Here is a 15,660-nt window from a genome sequence, read left to right as displayed (position 1 = left end):
AATGTCGAAGATCAAGCCCAGCAAGGGCGCCCCGTACGCGCGCATCCTCGGTGTCGGCGGCTACCGCCCGACCCGGGTGGTGCCGAACGAGGTGATCCTCGAGACGATCGACTCGTCCGACGAGTGGATCCGCTCGCGCTCCGGCATCCAGACCCGGCACTGGGCGAACGCCGAGGAGACCGTCGCCGCGATGTCGATCGAGGCGTCCGGCAAGGCGATCGCCGACGCCGGGATCTCCGCCGAGCAGATCGGCGGCGTGATCGTCTCGACCGTCTCGCACTTCAAGCAGACCCCGGCGGTGGCGACGGAGATCGCCGACAAGCTGGGCACGAACAAGGCCGCCGCCTTCGACATCTCGGCGGGCTGCGCGGGCTTCGGCTACGGCCTCACCCTCGCCAAGGGCATGATCGTCGAGGGCTCGGCAGAGTACGTACTTGTCATCGGTGTCGAGCGGCTGTCCGACCTGACCGACCTGGAGGACCGTGCCACGGCCTTCCTGTTCGGCGACGGCGCCGGCGCGGTCGTGGTGGGCCCCTCCCAGGAGCCGGCCATCGGCCCCACGGTCTGGGGCTCCGAGGGCGACAAGTCCGAGACGATCAAGCAGACCGTGGCGTGGACCGAGTACGACTCCACGGGCAAGTTCCCTGCGATCACGCAGGAGGGCCAGGCGGTGTTCCGCTGGGCCGTGTTCGAGATGGCGAAGGTCGCCCAGCAGGCGCTGGACGCGGCCGGGATCAGCCCGGACGACCTGGACGTCTTCATCCCCCACCAGGCCAACGAGCGGATCATCGACTCGATGGTGAAGACGCTCAAACTGCCGGAGCACGTCACGGTCGCGCGGGACGTGCGCACCACCGGCAACACCTCGGCCGCCTCGATCCCGCTCGCGATGGAGCGGCTCCTGGCGACCGGCGAGGCGAAGAGCGGCGACACCGCGCTCGTCATCGGATTCGGGGCGGGTCTCGTCTACGCCGCCACTGTCGTTACCCTCCCCTAGGCACTCCGTGCCGGATCAACCGGTCCGGGACGGGAAGCACTGCCAACCCTCTGATCAAGAAAACGAAGGAGCGCCACATGGCCGCCACTCAGGAAGAGATCGTCGCCGGTCTCGCCGACATCGTGAACGAGATCGCCGGCATCCCGGTTGAGGACGTCCAGCTGGACAAGTCCTTCACCGACGACCTGGACGTCGACTCGCTGTCCATGGTCGAGGTCGTCGTCGCCGCCGAAGAGCGCTTCGACGTCAAGATCCCGGACGACGACGTCAAGAACCTCAAGACGGTCGGCGACGCCACCACCTACATCCTCAAGCACCAGGCCTGAGTTCCCCGGGCTCCCTCGGGAGTCCTCCAGGCCGGACATGCCCGGCCCCGCCACCCGGCGGTGGCGCCGCTTAATCCTCGTAACGTTGGAGAAAGATTTCCCGTGAGCCCGACCAATCGCACCGTGGTCGTCACCGGTATCGGCGCAACCACACCGCTGGGTGGCGACGCAGCCTCTACCTGGGAGGGTCTGGTCGCCGGCAAGTCCGGCGTCAAGCCTCTGGAGCAGGAGTGGGCCGCCGAGCAGGCGGTCCGTATCGCCGCGCAGATCGCGGTGGAACCGACCGAGGTCATTCCCCGGCCGCAGGCCCGGCGCCTCGACCGCTCGGCGCAGTTCGCGCTGATCGCGGCCAAGGAGGCGTGGGCCGACGCCGGTTTCGAAGGCAAGGCCGGTGAGGACGGCTCGGTCGGCGAGGTCGACCCCGACCGTCTCGGCGCCGTCATCGCCTCCGGCATCGGCGGTGTGACGACCCTGCTCGACCAGTACGACGTGCTCAAGGAGAAGGGCGTCCGCCGCGTCTCCCCGCACACCGTGCCGATGCTGATGCCCAACAGCCCGTCCGCCAACGTGGGTCTGCTCGTCGGGGCCCGCGCGGGTGTGCACACCCCGGTCTCCGCCTGCGCGTCGGGCGCCGAGGCCATCGGTTACGCCATCGAGATGATCCGTACCGGCCGCGCCGACGTCGTCGTCGCCGGTGGCACGGAGGCGGCGATCCACCCGCTGCCCATCGCCGCGTTCGGCAACATGATGGCGATGTCCAAGAACAACGAGAACCCCGAGGGCGCCTCGCGTCCCTACGACGTCGCCCGGGACGGTTTCGTCCTCGGCGAGGGCGCCGGTGTCGTCGTCCTGGAGTCCGCCGAGCACGCCGCCGCGCGCGGTGCGCGGGTGTACGCCGAGGCGGTCGGCCAGGGCATCTCCGCCGACGCCCACGACATCGTCCAGCCGGAGCCCGAGGGCCGCGGCATCTCGCACGCGCTGCAGAACCTGCTGGACCGCACCGACCTGAACCCGGCGGAGATCGTGCACGTCAACGCGCACGCGACGTCGACTCCGGCCGGTGACATCGCCGAGCTCAAGGCGCTGCGGAAGGTGTTCGGCGACGACGCCGACCACATGGCCGTCTCCGCCACCAAGTCGATGACCGGTCACCTGCTCGGTGGCGCGGGCGGCGTGGAGACGGTCGCGACCGTCCTCGCCCTCTACCACCGGGTGGCTCCGCCGACCATCAACGTCGAGAACCTCGACCCGGAGGCGGAGGCCAACGCCGACGTCGTCCGCGGCGAGGCCCGCAAGCTGCCCGTGGAGGGTCGTATCGCCGCGCTGAACGACTCGTTCGGGTTCGGCGGCCACAATGTCGTACTGGCGTTCCGTACGGTCTGAGAGGCGTCTTCACGCAACGTAAGGGCCCCCACCGGTCGGTGGGGGCCCTTCACGTGTACGGAGGACTCAGACGACCTGGTGCAGCCAGCGGACCGGGGCGCCCTCGCCGGCGTACCTGAACGGCTCCAACTCGTCGTCCCAGGGCTTGCCGAGGAGCTTGGCGAGCTCGGCCTCCAGGTCCGTCTCCCCCCGCTGCGAACGCGTCAGGGCCGCCCGCAGGCGGTCCTCCGGGATCAGGATGTCGCCGTGGATGCCGGTGACGGCGTGGAAGATGCCGAGCTCCGGCGTGCAGCTGTAACGCTCGCCCTCCGCGGTGGGGCAGGGCTCGGCCGTGACCTCGAAGCGCAGCAGGTGCCAGCCTCTGAGGGCCGACGCGAGCTTGGACGCCGTGCCCACCTCGCCCTTCCAGGAGAACTCCGAGCGCCAGGTGCCGGGCGCGGCCGGCTGCCGGATCCAGTCGAGGTTGACGCGCGTGCCGAGCACCCCGGCGACGGCCCACTCGACGTGCGGGCACAGCGCGCGCGGCGCGGAGTGCACGTACAGAACTCCACGTGTCGTCACCGGGACCTCCGGGCAGAGCGGGACAAGTCTTGCTGGCTGGCATGGCGGCGATGGCGGGCAGCCACGTTGATGGCGAGGCTACCGTGCGGCGGGGCAAGGAGTGTGACGTACCGTCCGTCCCGATGCCCCGAAACGCCCGCCATTCACCCGGCAGGACGCTAGTACGGGTGTCGATCGTTCCCTCGCAGCCTCCGGGAACTCCCGTGCGTTGTGATGAGAGGACCACCATTTCACGAGGGGAACACCACGGATGCGGAAGCAGGGCCACAGCTCGCGGGCCGTCGTCGCCGTCCTGACGGCGGCTCTGGTGGGTGTCGCCGGCTGTGACGCCGTGGGCGGCGACTCGGCAGGGCCGACCCCGAAGGCCACGCCCTCGCCGAAGCCGACCCCGGCGTGGGACAGCAGCCCGGGGTCGATGGCCGCCGTGGGCGACTCGATCACCCGGGGCTTCGACGCGTGCGGAGTGCTGAAGGACTGCCCCGACGTGTCCTGGGCCACCGGGAGCAGTACGCAGGTCGACTCCCTGGCCGTACGGCTGCTGGGGAGGACGAAGGCGGCCGGGCGCAGCTGGAACCACGCGGTGTCCGGGGCGCGGATGGCCGACCTGCCCGGGCAGATGGCACAGGCGGCGGCGCACAAGCCGGGGTTGGTGACGGTGATGGTGGGCGCCAACGACGCCTGCCGGGACTCCACGGCGGCGATGACGTCGGTGTCCGACTTCCGCGCCGGTTTCGAGGACGCGCTCGGCGTGTTGCGCAAGACGGCTCCCCAGGCGCAGGTGTACGTGGCGAGCGTGCCGAACCTCAAGCGGCTGTGGTCCCAGGGCCGCACCAATCCGCTGGGCAAGCAGGTGTGGAAGCTGGGCGTGTGCCCGTCGATGCTGGCCGACGCGGACGCCCTGGACGCGGCGGCGACCGAGCGCCGGGACACCGTGCAGCAGCGGGTGGAGGCCTACAACTCCGTACTGAAGGAGGTGTGCGCCAAGGACGAGCGGTGCCGGTACGACGGGGGCGCGGTGTACGACTACCGGTTCGGCACCGACCAGCTCAGCCACTGGGACTGGTTCCATCCGAGTGTGAACGGACAGGCGCGGCTGGCGGAGATCGCTTACCGCAAGGTCAGGTCCGTGTCCTAAAGTTCCGCACATGAACGAACTCTTCGCCACACTTCCCGACGGCACACCGGTTCACCGCTGGACCCTGGAGCGCGCGGGCGTCCGCGTGCGGATCCTGTCGTACGGCGGGATCGTGCAGTCGGTCGAGGTTCCGGACCGGGACGGGCGGGCGGCGGACGTGGTGCTGGGCTTCGCCGGCCTGGAGGGGTATCTGGACCACTCCGGTCCGTATCTCGGCGCCTTCATCGGACGGTACGCGAACCGGATCGCGGGGGGCCGTTTCGAGCTGGACGGGGGGACGTACGCGCTCGCGCCCAACAACGCGCCCAACTCCCTGCACGGCGGCGAGAACGGCTTCGACAAGCGGGTGTGGGACATGGAGCCCGCCGGTGAGCACGGGGTGCGGCTGAGCCGGGTCAGCCCGCACGGCGAGGAGGGCTTTCCGGGGCGCCTGGAGGTCTCCGGGACGTACAGCCTGGACGAGTCGGGTGCGCTGCGGATCTCGTACGAGGCGGTCACCGACGCGCCCACCATCATCAACCTGACCAACCACAGCTACTTCAACCTGGCCGGTTCCGGGAACGCGGGCGGGCACGAGCTGCGGATCGACGCCTCGCGGTTCACCCCGGTCGACGCGGATCTGATCCCGACCGGGGTCGAGGAGGTCGCGGGCACCCGGTTCGACTTCCGTCGGTCGCGCAAGGTCGGCGCGGGCTACGACCACAACTTCGTGCTGGACAAGGGGATCACCGAACAGGCCGTCGAGGTCGCCGAGTTGTACGACCCCGCGTCCGGGCGGGTGCTGACGGTGGCGACCACCGAGCCGGGGCTCCAGCTGTACACCGCGGACCATCTGCCCGAGCCGTTCGCGCCCGGCGACGGCATCGCGCTGGAGACCCAGCACTTCCCCGACTCCCCGAACCGGCCGGAGTTCCCGAGCACGGTGCTGCGGCCGGGCGAGGTGTACCGCTCCGAGACGGTGTACGGCTTCGGTACGCGCTGAGCACGCACGAGCCCCGGCCCAGGGGTCAGGTCCCGGGCCGGGGCTGCTTGTGTGAGGGCTGTGCCCCCTCCGATCAGACGTTAATCGTCACGGTGACCCGGCGGTCCCCGATCGAGCGCCCCACCTGGATTTCGTACGAACCCTTCACATACGACCACGATGAGGTCTTCTCGTCCCAGATCTCGAAGGCCCGGCGCGGGATCTCCACGGTGACCTCGACGCTCTCGCCGGGACCGGCCTCGGCCCCCGCGAAGCCGGCGAGCCGGCGGGCCGGGCGCTCGGCGTCGGGTTCGGCGGGCGCCAGGTAGACCTGGACGACCTCGCGGCCCGGGCGGGCGCCGGTGTTGCGCAGCCGGACCCGGACGGTGGTGCCGCGGACCTCGACGGACTCATAGGTCCAGTCGGTGTAGCCGAGGCCGTGGCCGAAGGGGTAGGCCGGGGTGCGGCCCTCCTTCTCCCAGGCCGTGTATCCGATGAACACGCCCTCGTTGTAAGGGAGTTCGCCGTCCTGTGGGGCGACCCGGGTGACCGGGGCGTCGGCCAGGGCGCCCCAGGTGGTGGGGAGGCGGCCGCCGGGCTCGTGGGCGCCGGTCAGGACGTCGGCGAGGGCCGCGCCGCCCTCCTGGCCGGGGAACCAGCCGAGCAGGACGGCGGCGACGTCCTCGCGCCAGGGCAGCTCCACCGGGGAACCGGAGTTGACGACCACGACGGTGTTCGGGTTGGCGGCGGCCACCGCGCGGACCAGCTCGTCCTGGCGGCCCGGCAGCGCGAGGTCCCTGCGGTCGTAGCCCTCGGACTCGACGCGCTCGGTGGTGGCGACCACGACGACGGCGGTGTCGGCGTTCCGCGCCGCCTCGACGGCCTCGGCGATCAGCTCGTCGGGGTCGCGTCGGGGATCCTGGTGGGCGAGGGTGAAGGCGATGACCTTCATCGGCGCGTCCTCGGGGACGACCACGACGTACGTCAGGGAGACCTCGACCGGTTCGCCCGCGGCCAGTCGGACCCGGGCGCGGGGCTGGGGGGCGCCGAAGAAGGTGATGAAGGGGTCGTCCTCGTCGGTGGACTGGACGTCGTCGTAGTACGTCGTGCCGTCGACGACCAGCTTGAAGGCGCCGAGTCCCTTGATGCCGAAGGTGTGTTCGCCGCTCTCGCGCGGGGTGAAGGTGCCGGTCAGCTCGACCGTGTGCAGCCGGTCGTGGGTGACGCCCTCGGGGAGGTCCGCACCCATCCACTGGATCTGGCCGTTGGGGGCGGACGCCGTGCCGATGACGTTCCCGTCCGTGTCCCGGCAGACCGCCGTGAGGGTGAACCCCTTGTCGGCGACAGCGAGTTCGGTGTTGGGGTCGGCGCCCACGGCGTAGCTGAGGGTGCCCTCGGGGAGGGCGGCGGTGAGGCCGTCGAGCGGGGAGACGACGCCCTCCGGGAAGACGGTGGCGGAGCCGCCGCCGAGGACCCGGGCGTCGCGGGCGGCGGCGCCGATGAGGGCGACCGTGCCCTCACGCAGCGGCAACACTCCCTGGTTGCGGACCAGTACGAAGGCGCGGCGGGCGATCTCGCGGGCCAGCTCGATGCCGTCGACGGGGTCCGGGAGCTCGGTGACGACGGGTTCGGCGCCGTCCAGGATGCCGACGCGGGCGGCGAGCCGCAGTACGTTGCGTACGGCCGTGTCGACCGCGCTCTCCTCGACCTCGCCGTCCCGCACCGCCCGGGCGAGGGCCTCGCCGTAGACGGTCGTCGGGCCGGGCATGGCGACGTCGAGGCCGCCCTCGATGGCGCCCTTGGTGGAGCGGGCGGCCATCCAGTCGGAGACGTTGTAGCCGTCGAAGCCCCATTCGCCGCGCAGGACTTCGTTGACGAGGTGGTGGTGCTCGGTCATCGTCGTGCCGTTGACCGTGTTGTAGGCGGTCATGATGCCCCACGGGTGGGCGTTCTCGACGATGTGCTCGAAGGGCGCCAGGTACAGCTCGCGCAGGGCGCGCTCGGAGACCAGGTTGTTCACCGTGAAGCGGTCGGTCTCGGCGTCGTTGGCGACGTAGTGCTTGACGGTGGTGCCGACTCCGCCCTCCTGAACGCCGGTGACGTACCCGGCGCCGATCCGTCCCGTCAGGTGGGGGTCCTCGCTGTAGGCCTCGAAGTGGCGGCCGCCGAGCGGGGAGCGGTGGAGGTTGACGGTGGGGGCGAGCAGGACGTGGACGCCCTTGCGGCGGGCCTCCTGGGCGAGCAGCACGCCGGCTCTGCGCGCGAGTTCCGGGTCCCAGGTGGCGGCGAGCGCGGTCGGGGAGGGCAGGGCGATCGACGGGTCGTCGGCGCTCCAGCGCACACCCCGGACGCCGATCGGGCCGTCGGACATGACGAGGGAGGCCAGGCCGATCTCGGGGAGCGCGGGCAGGGTCCACATGTCCTGACCGGCGAGGAGCCGGGCCTTGGCGTCCAGGTCCAGTCCGGCCAGGGCCGCCTCGACGGCCGCCTCGCGGGCCTGGTCGGCGGGGGTGGTGCCCTCGGGCGCCTCGGGTGCCTCGGGTGCCGCCATGGCGGTGCCTCCTCGTTGAAGTCCGTGCGGTCCTCTCATCGTGCATCGATTACCTGGCGAGCGGTAGGTTTCGTTATATGGCCGTTATATTTGCGGGGGTGTCATGTCGTACGGTGACGCCATGAGCGCCAGGACGAGAAGCGAGGAGCGCCGGGCCGAGATCGTCCGGGCGGCCGTGGAGGTCATCGCCGAGCGCGGTTACCGGGGCGCGAGCCTGGCCGCGGTGGCCGAGCGGGTCGGGCTGACCCAGCAGGGCCTGCTGCACCACTTCCCGACGAAGGACGCGCTGCTGGTCGCGGTGCTGGAGGAGCGGGACAAGTGGGACGCGGTGCCGAACGGCAGCTGGCGCGTCGACCTGCTCACCTCGCTCGTCGAGTACAACGCGATGCGGCCGGGCATCATCCAGACCTTCTCCGCACTCCTCGGCGAGAGCGTGACAGAGGGGCATCCGGCACGTGAGTACTTCACCGACCGCTACACCCGGGTGCGCGCGTCGATGACGGTGGCCCTCCGCGCCCGGTACGGCGACCGCCTCCCCAACGGACTGAGCCCTGAACGCACCGCGCCCCTGCTGGTGGCGGTCATGGACGGTCTGCAGTACCAGTGGCTGCTGGACCCGGAGTCGGTGGACATGCCGGGGGCGTTCCGGGACTTCCTGCGGCTGCTGGGCGAGCCGGTGGAGTGAGGGTCACTGGCTCCAGGCGGCGGCGAGGGCCTTGCTCACCACGCAGACGGCGGCGAACGCCAGCGCCCAGACCTGGGCCCCGGCCGCGAACAGGGCGATCGCGGCCGCACCGAACCAGAACAGCTCGAAACCGAATCGACCGGCCCCGCGCACCTTGTACTTGGCGCGCTGTGAGCCGAACAGCGCCCACAGGGCGACGAGTACGGCGGGTGCGGCGAGACCGAGCAGCCAGGGTGCCCCGACATCCCGGGTGAACCCCCAGTACGCGGCACCCGCCAGAGCGCCCAGCTCGATGAGGAAGAGAACGCCCAAGTTCGCCTGCTTCATGGGCCGCAGTATCACCCGCCCGCCGGGACCGCCGCCACGATTTCGATCTCGATCCGCGCCTCGGGCCGGAACAGCCTGGACACCTCGAAGGTCATGCTGGTGGGCGGGGTGCCGGTGAGGAACTCCCGTCGTACGGCGCCGTACTGCTCCAGCTCCGAGATGTCCGTGAGGTAGGTGCGGATGTTGATGACGTCGGCCAGGCTCGCCCCGTGCGCCGCAAGGAGTGCGGCGAGGGTCTCGAAGACGCCCCGGGACTGGTCGGCGAGCGTGGGCCCCTCCGGCGATCTGGCCGGAGACGAACAACAGGGCGCCGCCGTCGGCCTGTTCGACGCGGGCGACCTGGGAGTAGTAGGGGCTCAGGGGCTGCGGCGCGCCGACGGGGTTGTCCAGGGTGATCTGCATGCCGTCGACGCTAGGTCCGCCCTTGCGATGCGACAAGCGAATGTCCAGCATGGCCGTCATGCCGAACCCGCATCGCACGGAGCTGCCCCCGGACCTCGCCACCGTCTGGCTGCGGGTCTTCCTCGAGGTGGCCCGGCACGAGTCGTTCACCGTGGCCGCGCGCACGCTGGGCTGGACCCAGTCGGCGGTCTCCCGGCAGATCTCCTCGCTGGAGGGGGCGTTGGGCGGGGCGCCGTTGTTCGACCGGCTGCCGCGGGGCGTGCGGCTGACGGAGGCGGGGCGGGTGCTCGTGCCGTACGCGGAGACCGTCACCGGGGCGCTGCGGGAGGCCGTACGAGAGCTGGCGGCGCTGCGTGAAGTGGCGGGCGGGCGGCTGCGGTTCGGGGCGTTCCCGACGGCGGACGCGGCCTTGGTCCCGCTCGCCCTCGGCGCCTTCCGCACCCGTCATCCGGGGGTGCGGGTCTCCCGCGAGGAGGGGCTCACGCCGTCGTTGCTGGACCGGCTCACCGAGGGGCGACTGGATCTCGCGGTCGTCTCCACGACCGGCGGGGCGCCGCTGTCGGCGTACGAACTGCGCCATCTGCTCGACGAGTCGCTGTACGTCGCCGTCCCGGCCGGGCATCCGCTGGTGGGTGAGGGCGGCGGTCCGGTGCGGCTCGGGCGGCTCGCGGACGCCGACTGGATCTCCGGGAGCCCGCGGCCCGAGGGCACCCTCCTCGACGCGGCCCTGCGGCAGGGCTTCCGGCCGCGGATCGCGCATGTCGTGGGCGAGTGGACCGCCAAGCAGGGGTACGTCGCCGCCGGGCTCGGTGTGACGCTGGTACCGGCGCTCGCCGCGGAGTCCGTACGGCCGGACGTCGTGCTGCTCCCGGTCCTGGACGAGGGGGCTCCGGCGCGGGCGGTGTACGCGGCGACGCTTCGGGGGCGGTCGGCCTCACCGGCCGTGGAGGCGTTCGTGGCGGCGCTGCGGGAGGCGGCGGGGCGGATTCCCCGTACGTCGCCCCCCATGGCGTAGACCACTTCCGTCACGCGATACTGCCGTCGTCCGGCACCACTCGCGCCCCACAGCGACGGAAGGACCTGAACTCCCTTGACATCCCTACGTGTTCGGATCGGCATCCTCGGACTGGCCCTGCTGGCGGGGCCGGTGGCCCCCGTGAGCCCGGCGGCGGCAGCGACCGCGCCCTCGCCCACGGTGGAGGAGCGGCGGCTCGATCAGGCCGTGCCGCGGGAGATCCTCGAACGGTCCGGATTCGACGCCGTGCCCCTCCGCTTCACGCGGGCGCTCGGGTCGGCGCGTTCGTACGGGGAGGCGCGGCAGGTCGTCGTACGGCAGGGGTCGGCGCTGTGGAAGCGGGCGGTCGACCGGGCGCAGGGGCGGGGGTCTGCCGGTGGCGATCTAGGCCGGGACGACGACCGGCCGCTGTACTGGGCGCGGTTGGGGATGACGCGTGAAGTGCGGACCTGGGAGCCGTCGTTCACACTGCCGGACAGGCAACGCGCGGCGCTGCTCGGCGAGTTGGAGCGGACCTCTCGTGGGCAGACGGCCGTGCGGTATCCGGGGGGTGACCGGCTGAAGCGGGTGCTCGTCACCGGGTTCGATCCGTTCACGCTGGACCGGGACATACGGATCTCGAATCCGTCCGGGGCGAGTGCGCTCGCGCTCGACGGGACGGTGATCGAGACGGCGGACGGGCCTGCGCGGGTGGAGACCGTCGTGTTCCCCGTGCGGTGGCAGGACTTCACGGACCAGGCCGTGGAGCGTGCGCTGCGGCCGTATCTGAAGCGGGTGGATCTCTTCACGACCGTGAGTCAGGGACGGGTGGGACGGTTCGACGTCGAGCGGACCAACGGGGCCTGGCGGGGCGGGTTCCCGGACAACGACAACATCGGGGTGACGGGGACCGTGCCGGTCACCGACCCGGCCTCGCAACCGCAGTGGACGACGACGACGCTGCCGTACAAGGCGATCGTGGACGCGGACACCGGGCGTTTTCCCGTCTACGACCACACGAGCGTGACCGAGATCCCGGCGGGAGGGACTCAGCCGGTCGTCCGTCCGGACGGGCCGAGCCCCGGGTCCACGGCGCGTGCCGGGGGCGGCGGGGACTACCTGTCCAACGAGATCGCGTACCGGGTCACGCTGCTGCGGGACCGGTTGGGGCTGCACGACGTACTGCCGGGCGGGCATGTGCACACGCCGGTCCTGGAGTTCGGGGCGGGGAACACGGATCCGGCGACGGGGACGGTGACCGATCCGGGGTTCGTGCGCAACCGGCTCGACATCATCGCGCAGGTGCGGGCGATCGTGACGGTGGCGGCGGGGGCGTAGGGCGCTCGGGGGTGGGGGCTACCTTCCGGGTGTCTCGCGGCCGCCCGGAACAGGCCACTTCAGGAACGTCGCTGTCTCTGTGAAGTCCAGGCGGTGGTAGAAGTCGGCGGCCCTGCGCGTAGGCACGGTGACCTCTGTGTCGCCCGCCTGCCGAGCGCAGTCCTGCACCTCGCGGACGAGCCGGGAGCCCGTGCCGTGGCCGCGCAGGGGTGCGTCCACGGCGAGTTCCAGGAGTTCGAGGACGGTGCCGTCGGCGAACAGGGTCGGCATCCGGGCCGCGTAGGCGTAGCCGACGACCCGTGTCCCCTGCTCGGCGACCAGGAATTCGGCCCGGTGCTCGGCGGCGGCCCGAAGGACCTGGGGGAAGGTGACGGACTCGTAGCGGGCACGGTCGGGGCGGTAGGAGGTGGCGAAGTCCCGCAGGAGCCGGAACACGGCGTCCGCATCCGTTTGCCTCGCAGGGCGGATCGTCGGGTCAGGCGCCGAGTGCACCCTGCACCGCTTCCCCGTCGGGCTCGTCGTCCCCCTCCCTTGTCTCCTCCCCCAGCAGCTCCCGTGCCATCAGCGTCGCCCCCGCCACCGCGCCCGGCATCAGGAACACCGCTACGAAGGGGACCAGGAAGGACAGGCCGAGGGGGGTGCCGAAGCCCCAGATCAGGGTTTTGCGGGAGCGCAGGAGGGTCAGGCGGGCCCGGAGGTCCACCCCTCGGCGCTGGAGGGCGACCGCGGTGAGCTCCTCGGTGAGGAAGAAGCCGGTCACGAAGAAGCCCATCACCGGGACGACCGTCTGGCCGACGACCGGGACGAAGCCCAGGGCGAAGAGCAGGACCGCCCACAGGAGGGCTCGGACGACGATACGGAGGCTGTCCCGCGCCGAGATCCACAGCTCGCGCCAGAGCGGCAGGCCGGACTCGGGGGCCGTGCCGTCCGGGGAGACGTCCCGGTCGACCTTCTCGGAGAGGTTCTCGTAGAAGGGCTGGCCGATGAGGAGGGTGACCGCCGTGAAGGTCAGGACCGCCAGGAGGAGGGCCAACGCGAACAGGACAACGGTGAGGAAGCCACGGAACAGGCCCTGCCACGGGCTGGACCAGTCGTCGGCGAACGGGGTCGACCAGGACACCGCGTCCCCGCCCCAGGTCGCCAGGGCCACCAGTGCCGCCGCGTACAGCACCAGGGTGATCAGCCCCGGGATCAGTCCGAAGCCGTACTGCTTGCCGTGCCGGGCCACCCACCGCTGGCCCTTCAGGAGATAGTGGAAACCCGCCCCGAGATCACGCATGTCCCGCACCCTATCGGGTGGCCCTCGGACTGCGGATACGGCCGGATGCCCCGTCCCGACACCCGACTTGCGCCATCCGGGGCATCCGCGCCACGAACTCCCTCTTGTTGCGGTTGAGTCGAACAGGTACATCTCGCCGTACCGATCTCAGGAAGCCCCGGAGGAGGTACGCGTGCACACCACGAGAACCGTTCCTGCGAGACCCGTCCTGCTCATCGCCCTCACGAGCGCACTGCTGCTCACCCCGTACAGCGCGACCGCGGACCCCGAGCCCCCCACCCGCGAGAGCGCCGGCGACCAGGGCGTGGCCCGGGCCCCGGAGAGCGCCGCCCGGCGCGCGCTCACCGCCCCGAGCACCGGCTTCACGGACACCACGCGCGGCTATCCCCGCGAGCAGGTCCTCACCCCCGACCCCGTGAACCCGGCGGACAGGTCCGTCAAGCTGGGCCTCACCCCGTACCACGCGATCGCGCCGAGGCTGAACGCCCTGCAACGGCTGGGCGACCGGGTGAGCGTCGAGGTCGCCGGGCGTTCGGCGGGCGGGCACCGGCTCTACCTCGTCACCGTGACCGCCCCGGAGACCACCGCCCAGGCCCGCGCCCAGGAGCGGATGCGCGAGCTCATCGAGAACGCGCCCGCGACCGCCGCCAAGTCGAAGGCGGTCAGGGCGGATTACAAGGCGCCGGTCTTCTTCAACAACAACATCCACGGCAACGAGTGGGAGGGCACGGACGCCTCCCTGCGGATCGTCGAGCAGCTCGCGACGGCCGAGGACAAGCGCACCAAGGACTTACTCGCCCACTCCCGGCTGTACTTCAACATCACGGCCAACCCGGACGGCCGTATCGCCGGAACCCGGGCGAACGCCAACGGCTTCGACCTGAACCGGGACTTCGTGACCGCCTCGCAGCCCGAGGTGCGGGCGATGCGGCAGATCGAGATCGACAAGCAGCCGGCCGTCCTGCTCGACCTGCACGGTTACGTCAACGGCACACTCATCGAGCCCACCACTCCCCCGCACGGCGAGAACTACGAGTACGACCTCTTCCTGAAGAACACCTACGCGAACGCGCTCGGCATGGAGGCCGCCGTCAACGGCCTCGGCTACACGCCCGCGAAGGACGGTGTCGAGCCCGCGCAGATCCCCTTCCGGGACCAGGAGGAGGGCTGGGACGACTGGCCGCCGATCTTCACCCCGCAGTACGCGGCCTTCCACGGCACGGTCGCCGCGCACACCGTCGAGATCCCGCTGGCCGTCAACAACTCCCTCTACGACAGCCTGCCCGTGGCGGAACTGCGGCGCCGGTCCGCGATCAACACGGCTGTGGCGGGCGCGGCCATCAGGGCGACCCTCGACTTCGTGCGGGAGAAGCGCGCTTCACTGATCGCCGACCAGATCGAGGTCTTCCGGCGCGGGGCGGCGGGGGCCGCTCAGGTGCCGGTGTCCGAGGAGACGGTCCCCGGGGTGCCGGGCATCGGGCCCGAGGACGTGTACACCACCGACTTCCCCCGCGCCTACGTGATTGTGTCGGGCTCGACCGCCGCAGCCCGTCTCGTCGACCACCTCCTCGCCAACGACGTCCGCGTCGGCCGCGCCGACCGTGACGTACGGCTCGGCGGACGGACGTACCCGAAGGGGTCGTACGTCGTCGACATGCGCCAGCCGAAGCGGGGTCTGGCGAACGCGCTGCTCGCGGACGGGCGGGACATCAGCGACAAGGTGTCCGTGATGTACGACATCTCGGGCTGGAGCCTGGGTCGGCTGTGGGGCGCGACGGTCACGCCGGTGGCGTCCGGGAGTCCGGCCGGTGCGCCCCTGAGGCCCGTCCGGGCCGCCGCGCACGTCGGTCAGGTGGCCCCGCGCGGCGACCTGCGGCTGCGGCTGACCGACCCGCAGGAGATCGCGGCACTCAACTCGCTGCTCGCACAAGGGGTTTCGGTACGCCGGGCCCCCGACGGCAGTGCGATCGTGCCCGCGTCGGCGCGTGACCTCGCCACCGAAGCCGCCCGCACTTTCGACGTGGTCTTCGACGCTACGAGGCTGAAGGGCGCGGCCGAGCTGCACCGCACACGCGTGGCCGCCGCCGTGACCCCCGGCGAGCTGTTCGCGCTGCGGGAGATGAACTTCGAGGTCACCCCGGTCTCGACGGCCGTCCTGAACGCCGGTTTCGACTGGTCGTCGGTGGACGTGCTGTTCGTGTCGGCGGGGCTGGACCGCGCCGCCCTCACCAGCGGCGCCCGCACCGCCCTCGACGCCTTCCTGGGCGCCGGGCACGGGCTCGTGGGCCGCGGGACGGTCGGGGCCGAACTGAGCACGGACACGGGGCTGCTGGCCGCGAAGCCGGTGGAGGGCAACGGGGACGCCAACGGCGTGGTGCGCCTGGTCACGTCGGGTCCGGTGACGGCCGGGGCCCCGGGCTCCCCCGACGTCGGGTTCGTCTACGCGCCGGTCTGGTTCACCGACCTCGGTCCCGGGGTGCGTGTCGAGCAGTCGTACGCCTCCGGGAACCCGCTGGTCTCCGGGCACTGGCGGCCGCTGCCGGACGGCTCGGGCGGTCCCGCCGCCGCGGCCGGAAAGGCCTCGGTCGTCAGTGGCCCGCAAGCCGTCCTGTTCGGCACCGAGCCCCTCTTCCGGGATCATCCCAAGGGAGAGTTCGCCCAGGTCGGACGGGCGTTGTTCACCATGGCACACGCCGGCAGCGGCTGAGGTTGAGGAGAGCG

General features: G+C 71.5%; 14 protein-coding genes and 1 pseudogene. 9 read left to right on the top strand and 6 right to left on the bottom strand.

The genetic code is table 11. The features are described 5' to 3' along the window. Window position 1 precedes the first annotated feature (1 nt). The 3 genes from ABZT02_RS32055 (at window position 2) to fabF (ending at window position 2,706) form a co-directional block, all read left to right on the top strand. Window positions 2–997, top strand: coding sequence for a ketoacyl-ACP synthase III (locus tag ABZT02_RS32055; protein ID WP_356023691.1), 996 nt, complete (start codon window positions 2–4; stop codon window positions 995–997). 77 nt (window positions 998–1,074) lie between these two features. Continuing rightward, window positions 1,075–1,323: an acyl carrier protein gene (locus ABZT02_RS32050; protein WP_030598985.1), complete on the top strand. Its 249-nt coding sequence runs from the start codon at window positions 1,075–1,077 to the stop codon at window positions 1,321–1,323. 102 nt (window positions 1,324–1,425) lie between these two features. Continuing rightward, window positions 1,426–2,706 carry a beta-ketoacyl-ACP synthase II gene (gene fabF / locus ABZT02_RS32045; RefSeq protein WP_356023688.1) on the top strand — a complete coding sequence of 427 codons (1,281 nt, stop codon included), beginning with the start codon at window positions 1,426–1,428 and terminating at the stop codon, window positions 2,704–2,706. Window positions 2,707–2,772: 66 nt separating this feature from the next. Here the strand turns inward: fabF and ABZT02_RS32040 are convergent, their stop codons facing one another. After that, a complete protein-coding gene (locus tag ABZT02_RS32040; RefSeq protein ID WP_007381747.1) occupies window positions 2,773–3,267 on the bottom strand; it encodes a DUF3145 domain-containing protein in 495 nt (164 codons plus the stop codon). A 250-nt stretch (window positions 3,268–3,517) separates the two neighbouring features. Between ABZT02_RS32040 and ABZT02_RS32035 the strand changes: the two genes are divergently transcribed. Both ABZT02_RS32035 and ABZT02_RS32030 read left to right on the top strand, forming a co-directional pair. Continuing rightward, on the top strand, window positions 3,518–4,402 hold the full coding sequence (locus ABZT02_RS32035) for an SGNH/GDSL hydrolase family protein (RefSeq protein WP_356023685.1): 885 nt from the start codon (window positions 3,518–3,520) through the stop codon (window positions 4,400–4,402). A 10-nt stretch (window positions 4,403–4,412) separates the two neighbouring features. Next, a complete protein-coding gene (locus tag ABZT02_RS32030) occupies window positions 4,413–5,384 on the top strand; it encodes an aldose epimerase family protein (RefSeq protein ID WP_356023683.1) in 972 nt (323 codons plus the stop codon). A gap of 73 nt (window positions 5,385–5,457) precedes the next feature. On the opposite strand, the gene ABZT02_RS32025 is transcribed toward ABZT02_RS32030, so the two are convergent. Next, a complete protein-coding gene (locus ABZT02_RS32025; RefSeq protein WP_356023681.1) occupies window positions 5,458–7,914 on the bottom strand; it encodes a glycoside hydrolase family 3 C-terminal domain-containing protein in 2,457 nt (818 codons plus the stop codon). A 103-nt stretch (window positions 7,915–8,017) separates the two neighbouring features. On the opposite strand from ABZT02_RS32025, the gene ABZT02_RS32020 reads away from it, so the two are divergent. Beyond that, complete coding sequence (locus ABZT02_RS32020) at window positions 8,018–8,599, top strand: TetR/AcrR family transcriptional regulator (protein WP_356023679.1); 582 nt, start codon at window positions 8,018–8,020, stop codon at window positions 8,597–8,599. Window positions 8,600–8,602: 3 nt separating this feature from the next. On the opposite strand, the gene ABZT02_RS32015 is transcribed toward ABZT02_RS32020, so the two are convergent. Then, window positions 8,603–8,926 carry a YrdB family protein gene (locus ABZT02_RS32015; RefSeq protein WP_356023677.1) on the bottom strand — a complete coding sequence of 108 codons (324 nt, stop codon included), beginning with the start codon at window positions 8,924–8,926 and terminating at the stop codon, window positions 8,603–8,605. A gap of 11 nt (window positions 8,927–8,937) precedes the next feature. Beyond that, window positions 8,938–9,328, bottom strand: a pseudogene (locus ABZT02_RS32010) (RidA family protein). Window positions 9,329–9,377: 49 nt separating this feature from the next. Here ABZT02_RS32010 and ABZT02_RS32005 point away from each other — a divergent pair. After that, window positions 9,378–10,343: a LysR substrate-binding domain-containing protein gene (locus ABZT02_RS32005; protein WP_356023675.1), complete on the top strand. Its 966-nt coding sequence runs from the start codon at window positions 9,378–9,380 to the stop codon at window positions 10,341–10,343. 75 nt (window positions 10,344–10,418) lie between these two features. Then, window positions 10,419–11,660: a pyroglutamyl peptidase gene (locus ABZT02_RS32000; protein WP_356023673.1), complete on the top strand. Its 1,242-nt coding sequence runs from the start codon at window positions 10,419–10,421 to the stop codon at window positions 11,658–11,660. A gap of 18 nt (window positions 11,661–11,678) precedes the next feature. On the opposite strand, the gene ABZT02_RS31995 is transcribed toward ABZT02_RS32000, so the two are convergent. Together ABZT02_RS31995 and ABZT02_RS31990 are read right to left on the bottom strand one after the other, a co-directional pair. Continuing rightward, window positions 11,679–12,095 (bottom strand): GNAT family N-acetyltransferase, encoded by a 417-nt coding sequence (locus ABZT02_RS31995; protein ID WP_356023671.1) that lies wholly within the window; start codon window positions 12,093–12,095, stop codon window positions 11,679–11,681. A gap of 40 nt (window positions 12,096–12,135) precedes the next feature. Continuing rightward, window positions 12,136–12,939 carry an EI24 domain-containing protein gene (locus ABZT02_RS31990; protein ID WP_356023669.1) on the bottom strand — a complete coding sequence of 268 codons (804 nt, stop codon included), beginning with the start codon at window positions 12,937–12,939 and terminating at the stop codon, window positions 12,136–12,138. 172 nt (window positions 12,940–13,111) lie between these two features. On the opposite strand from ABZT02_RS31990, the gene ABZT02_RS31985 reads away from it, so the two are divergent. Beyond that, window positions 13,112–15,646, top strand: coding sequence for a M14 family zinc carboxypeptidase (locus ABZT02_RS31985; protein ID WP_356023667.1), 2,535 nt, complete (start codon window positions 13,112–13,114; stop codon window positions 15,644–15,646). The last annotated feature ends 14 nt before the right edge of the window (window positions 15,647–15,660 follow it).

Source organism: Streptomyces sp. NPDC005402 (assembly GCF_040606575.1).
In the GTDB taxonomy this organism is placed as follows: domain Bacteria; phylum Actinomycetota; class Actinomycetes; order Streptomycetales; family Streptomycetaceae; genus Streptomyces.
Note: the sequence above shows the minus strand (reverse complement) of the source record. Positions and strands in the feature narration are given on the sequence as shown.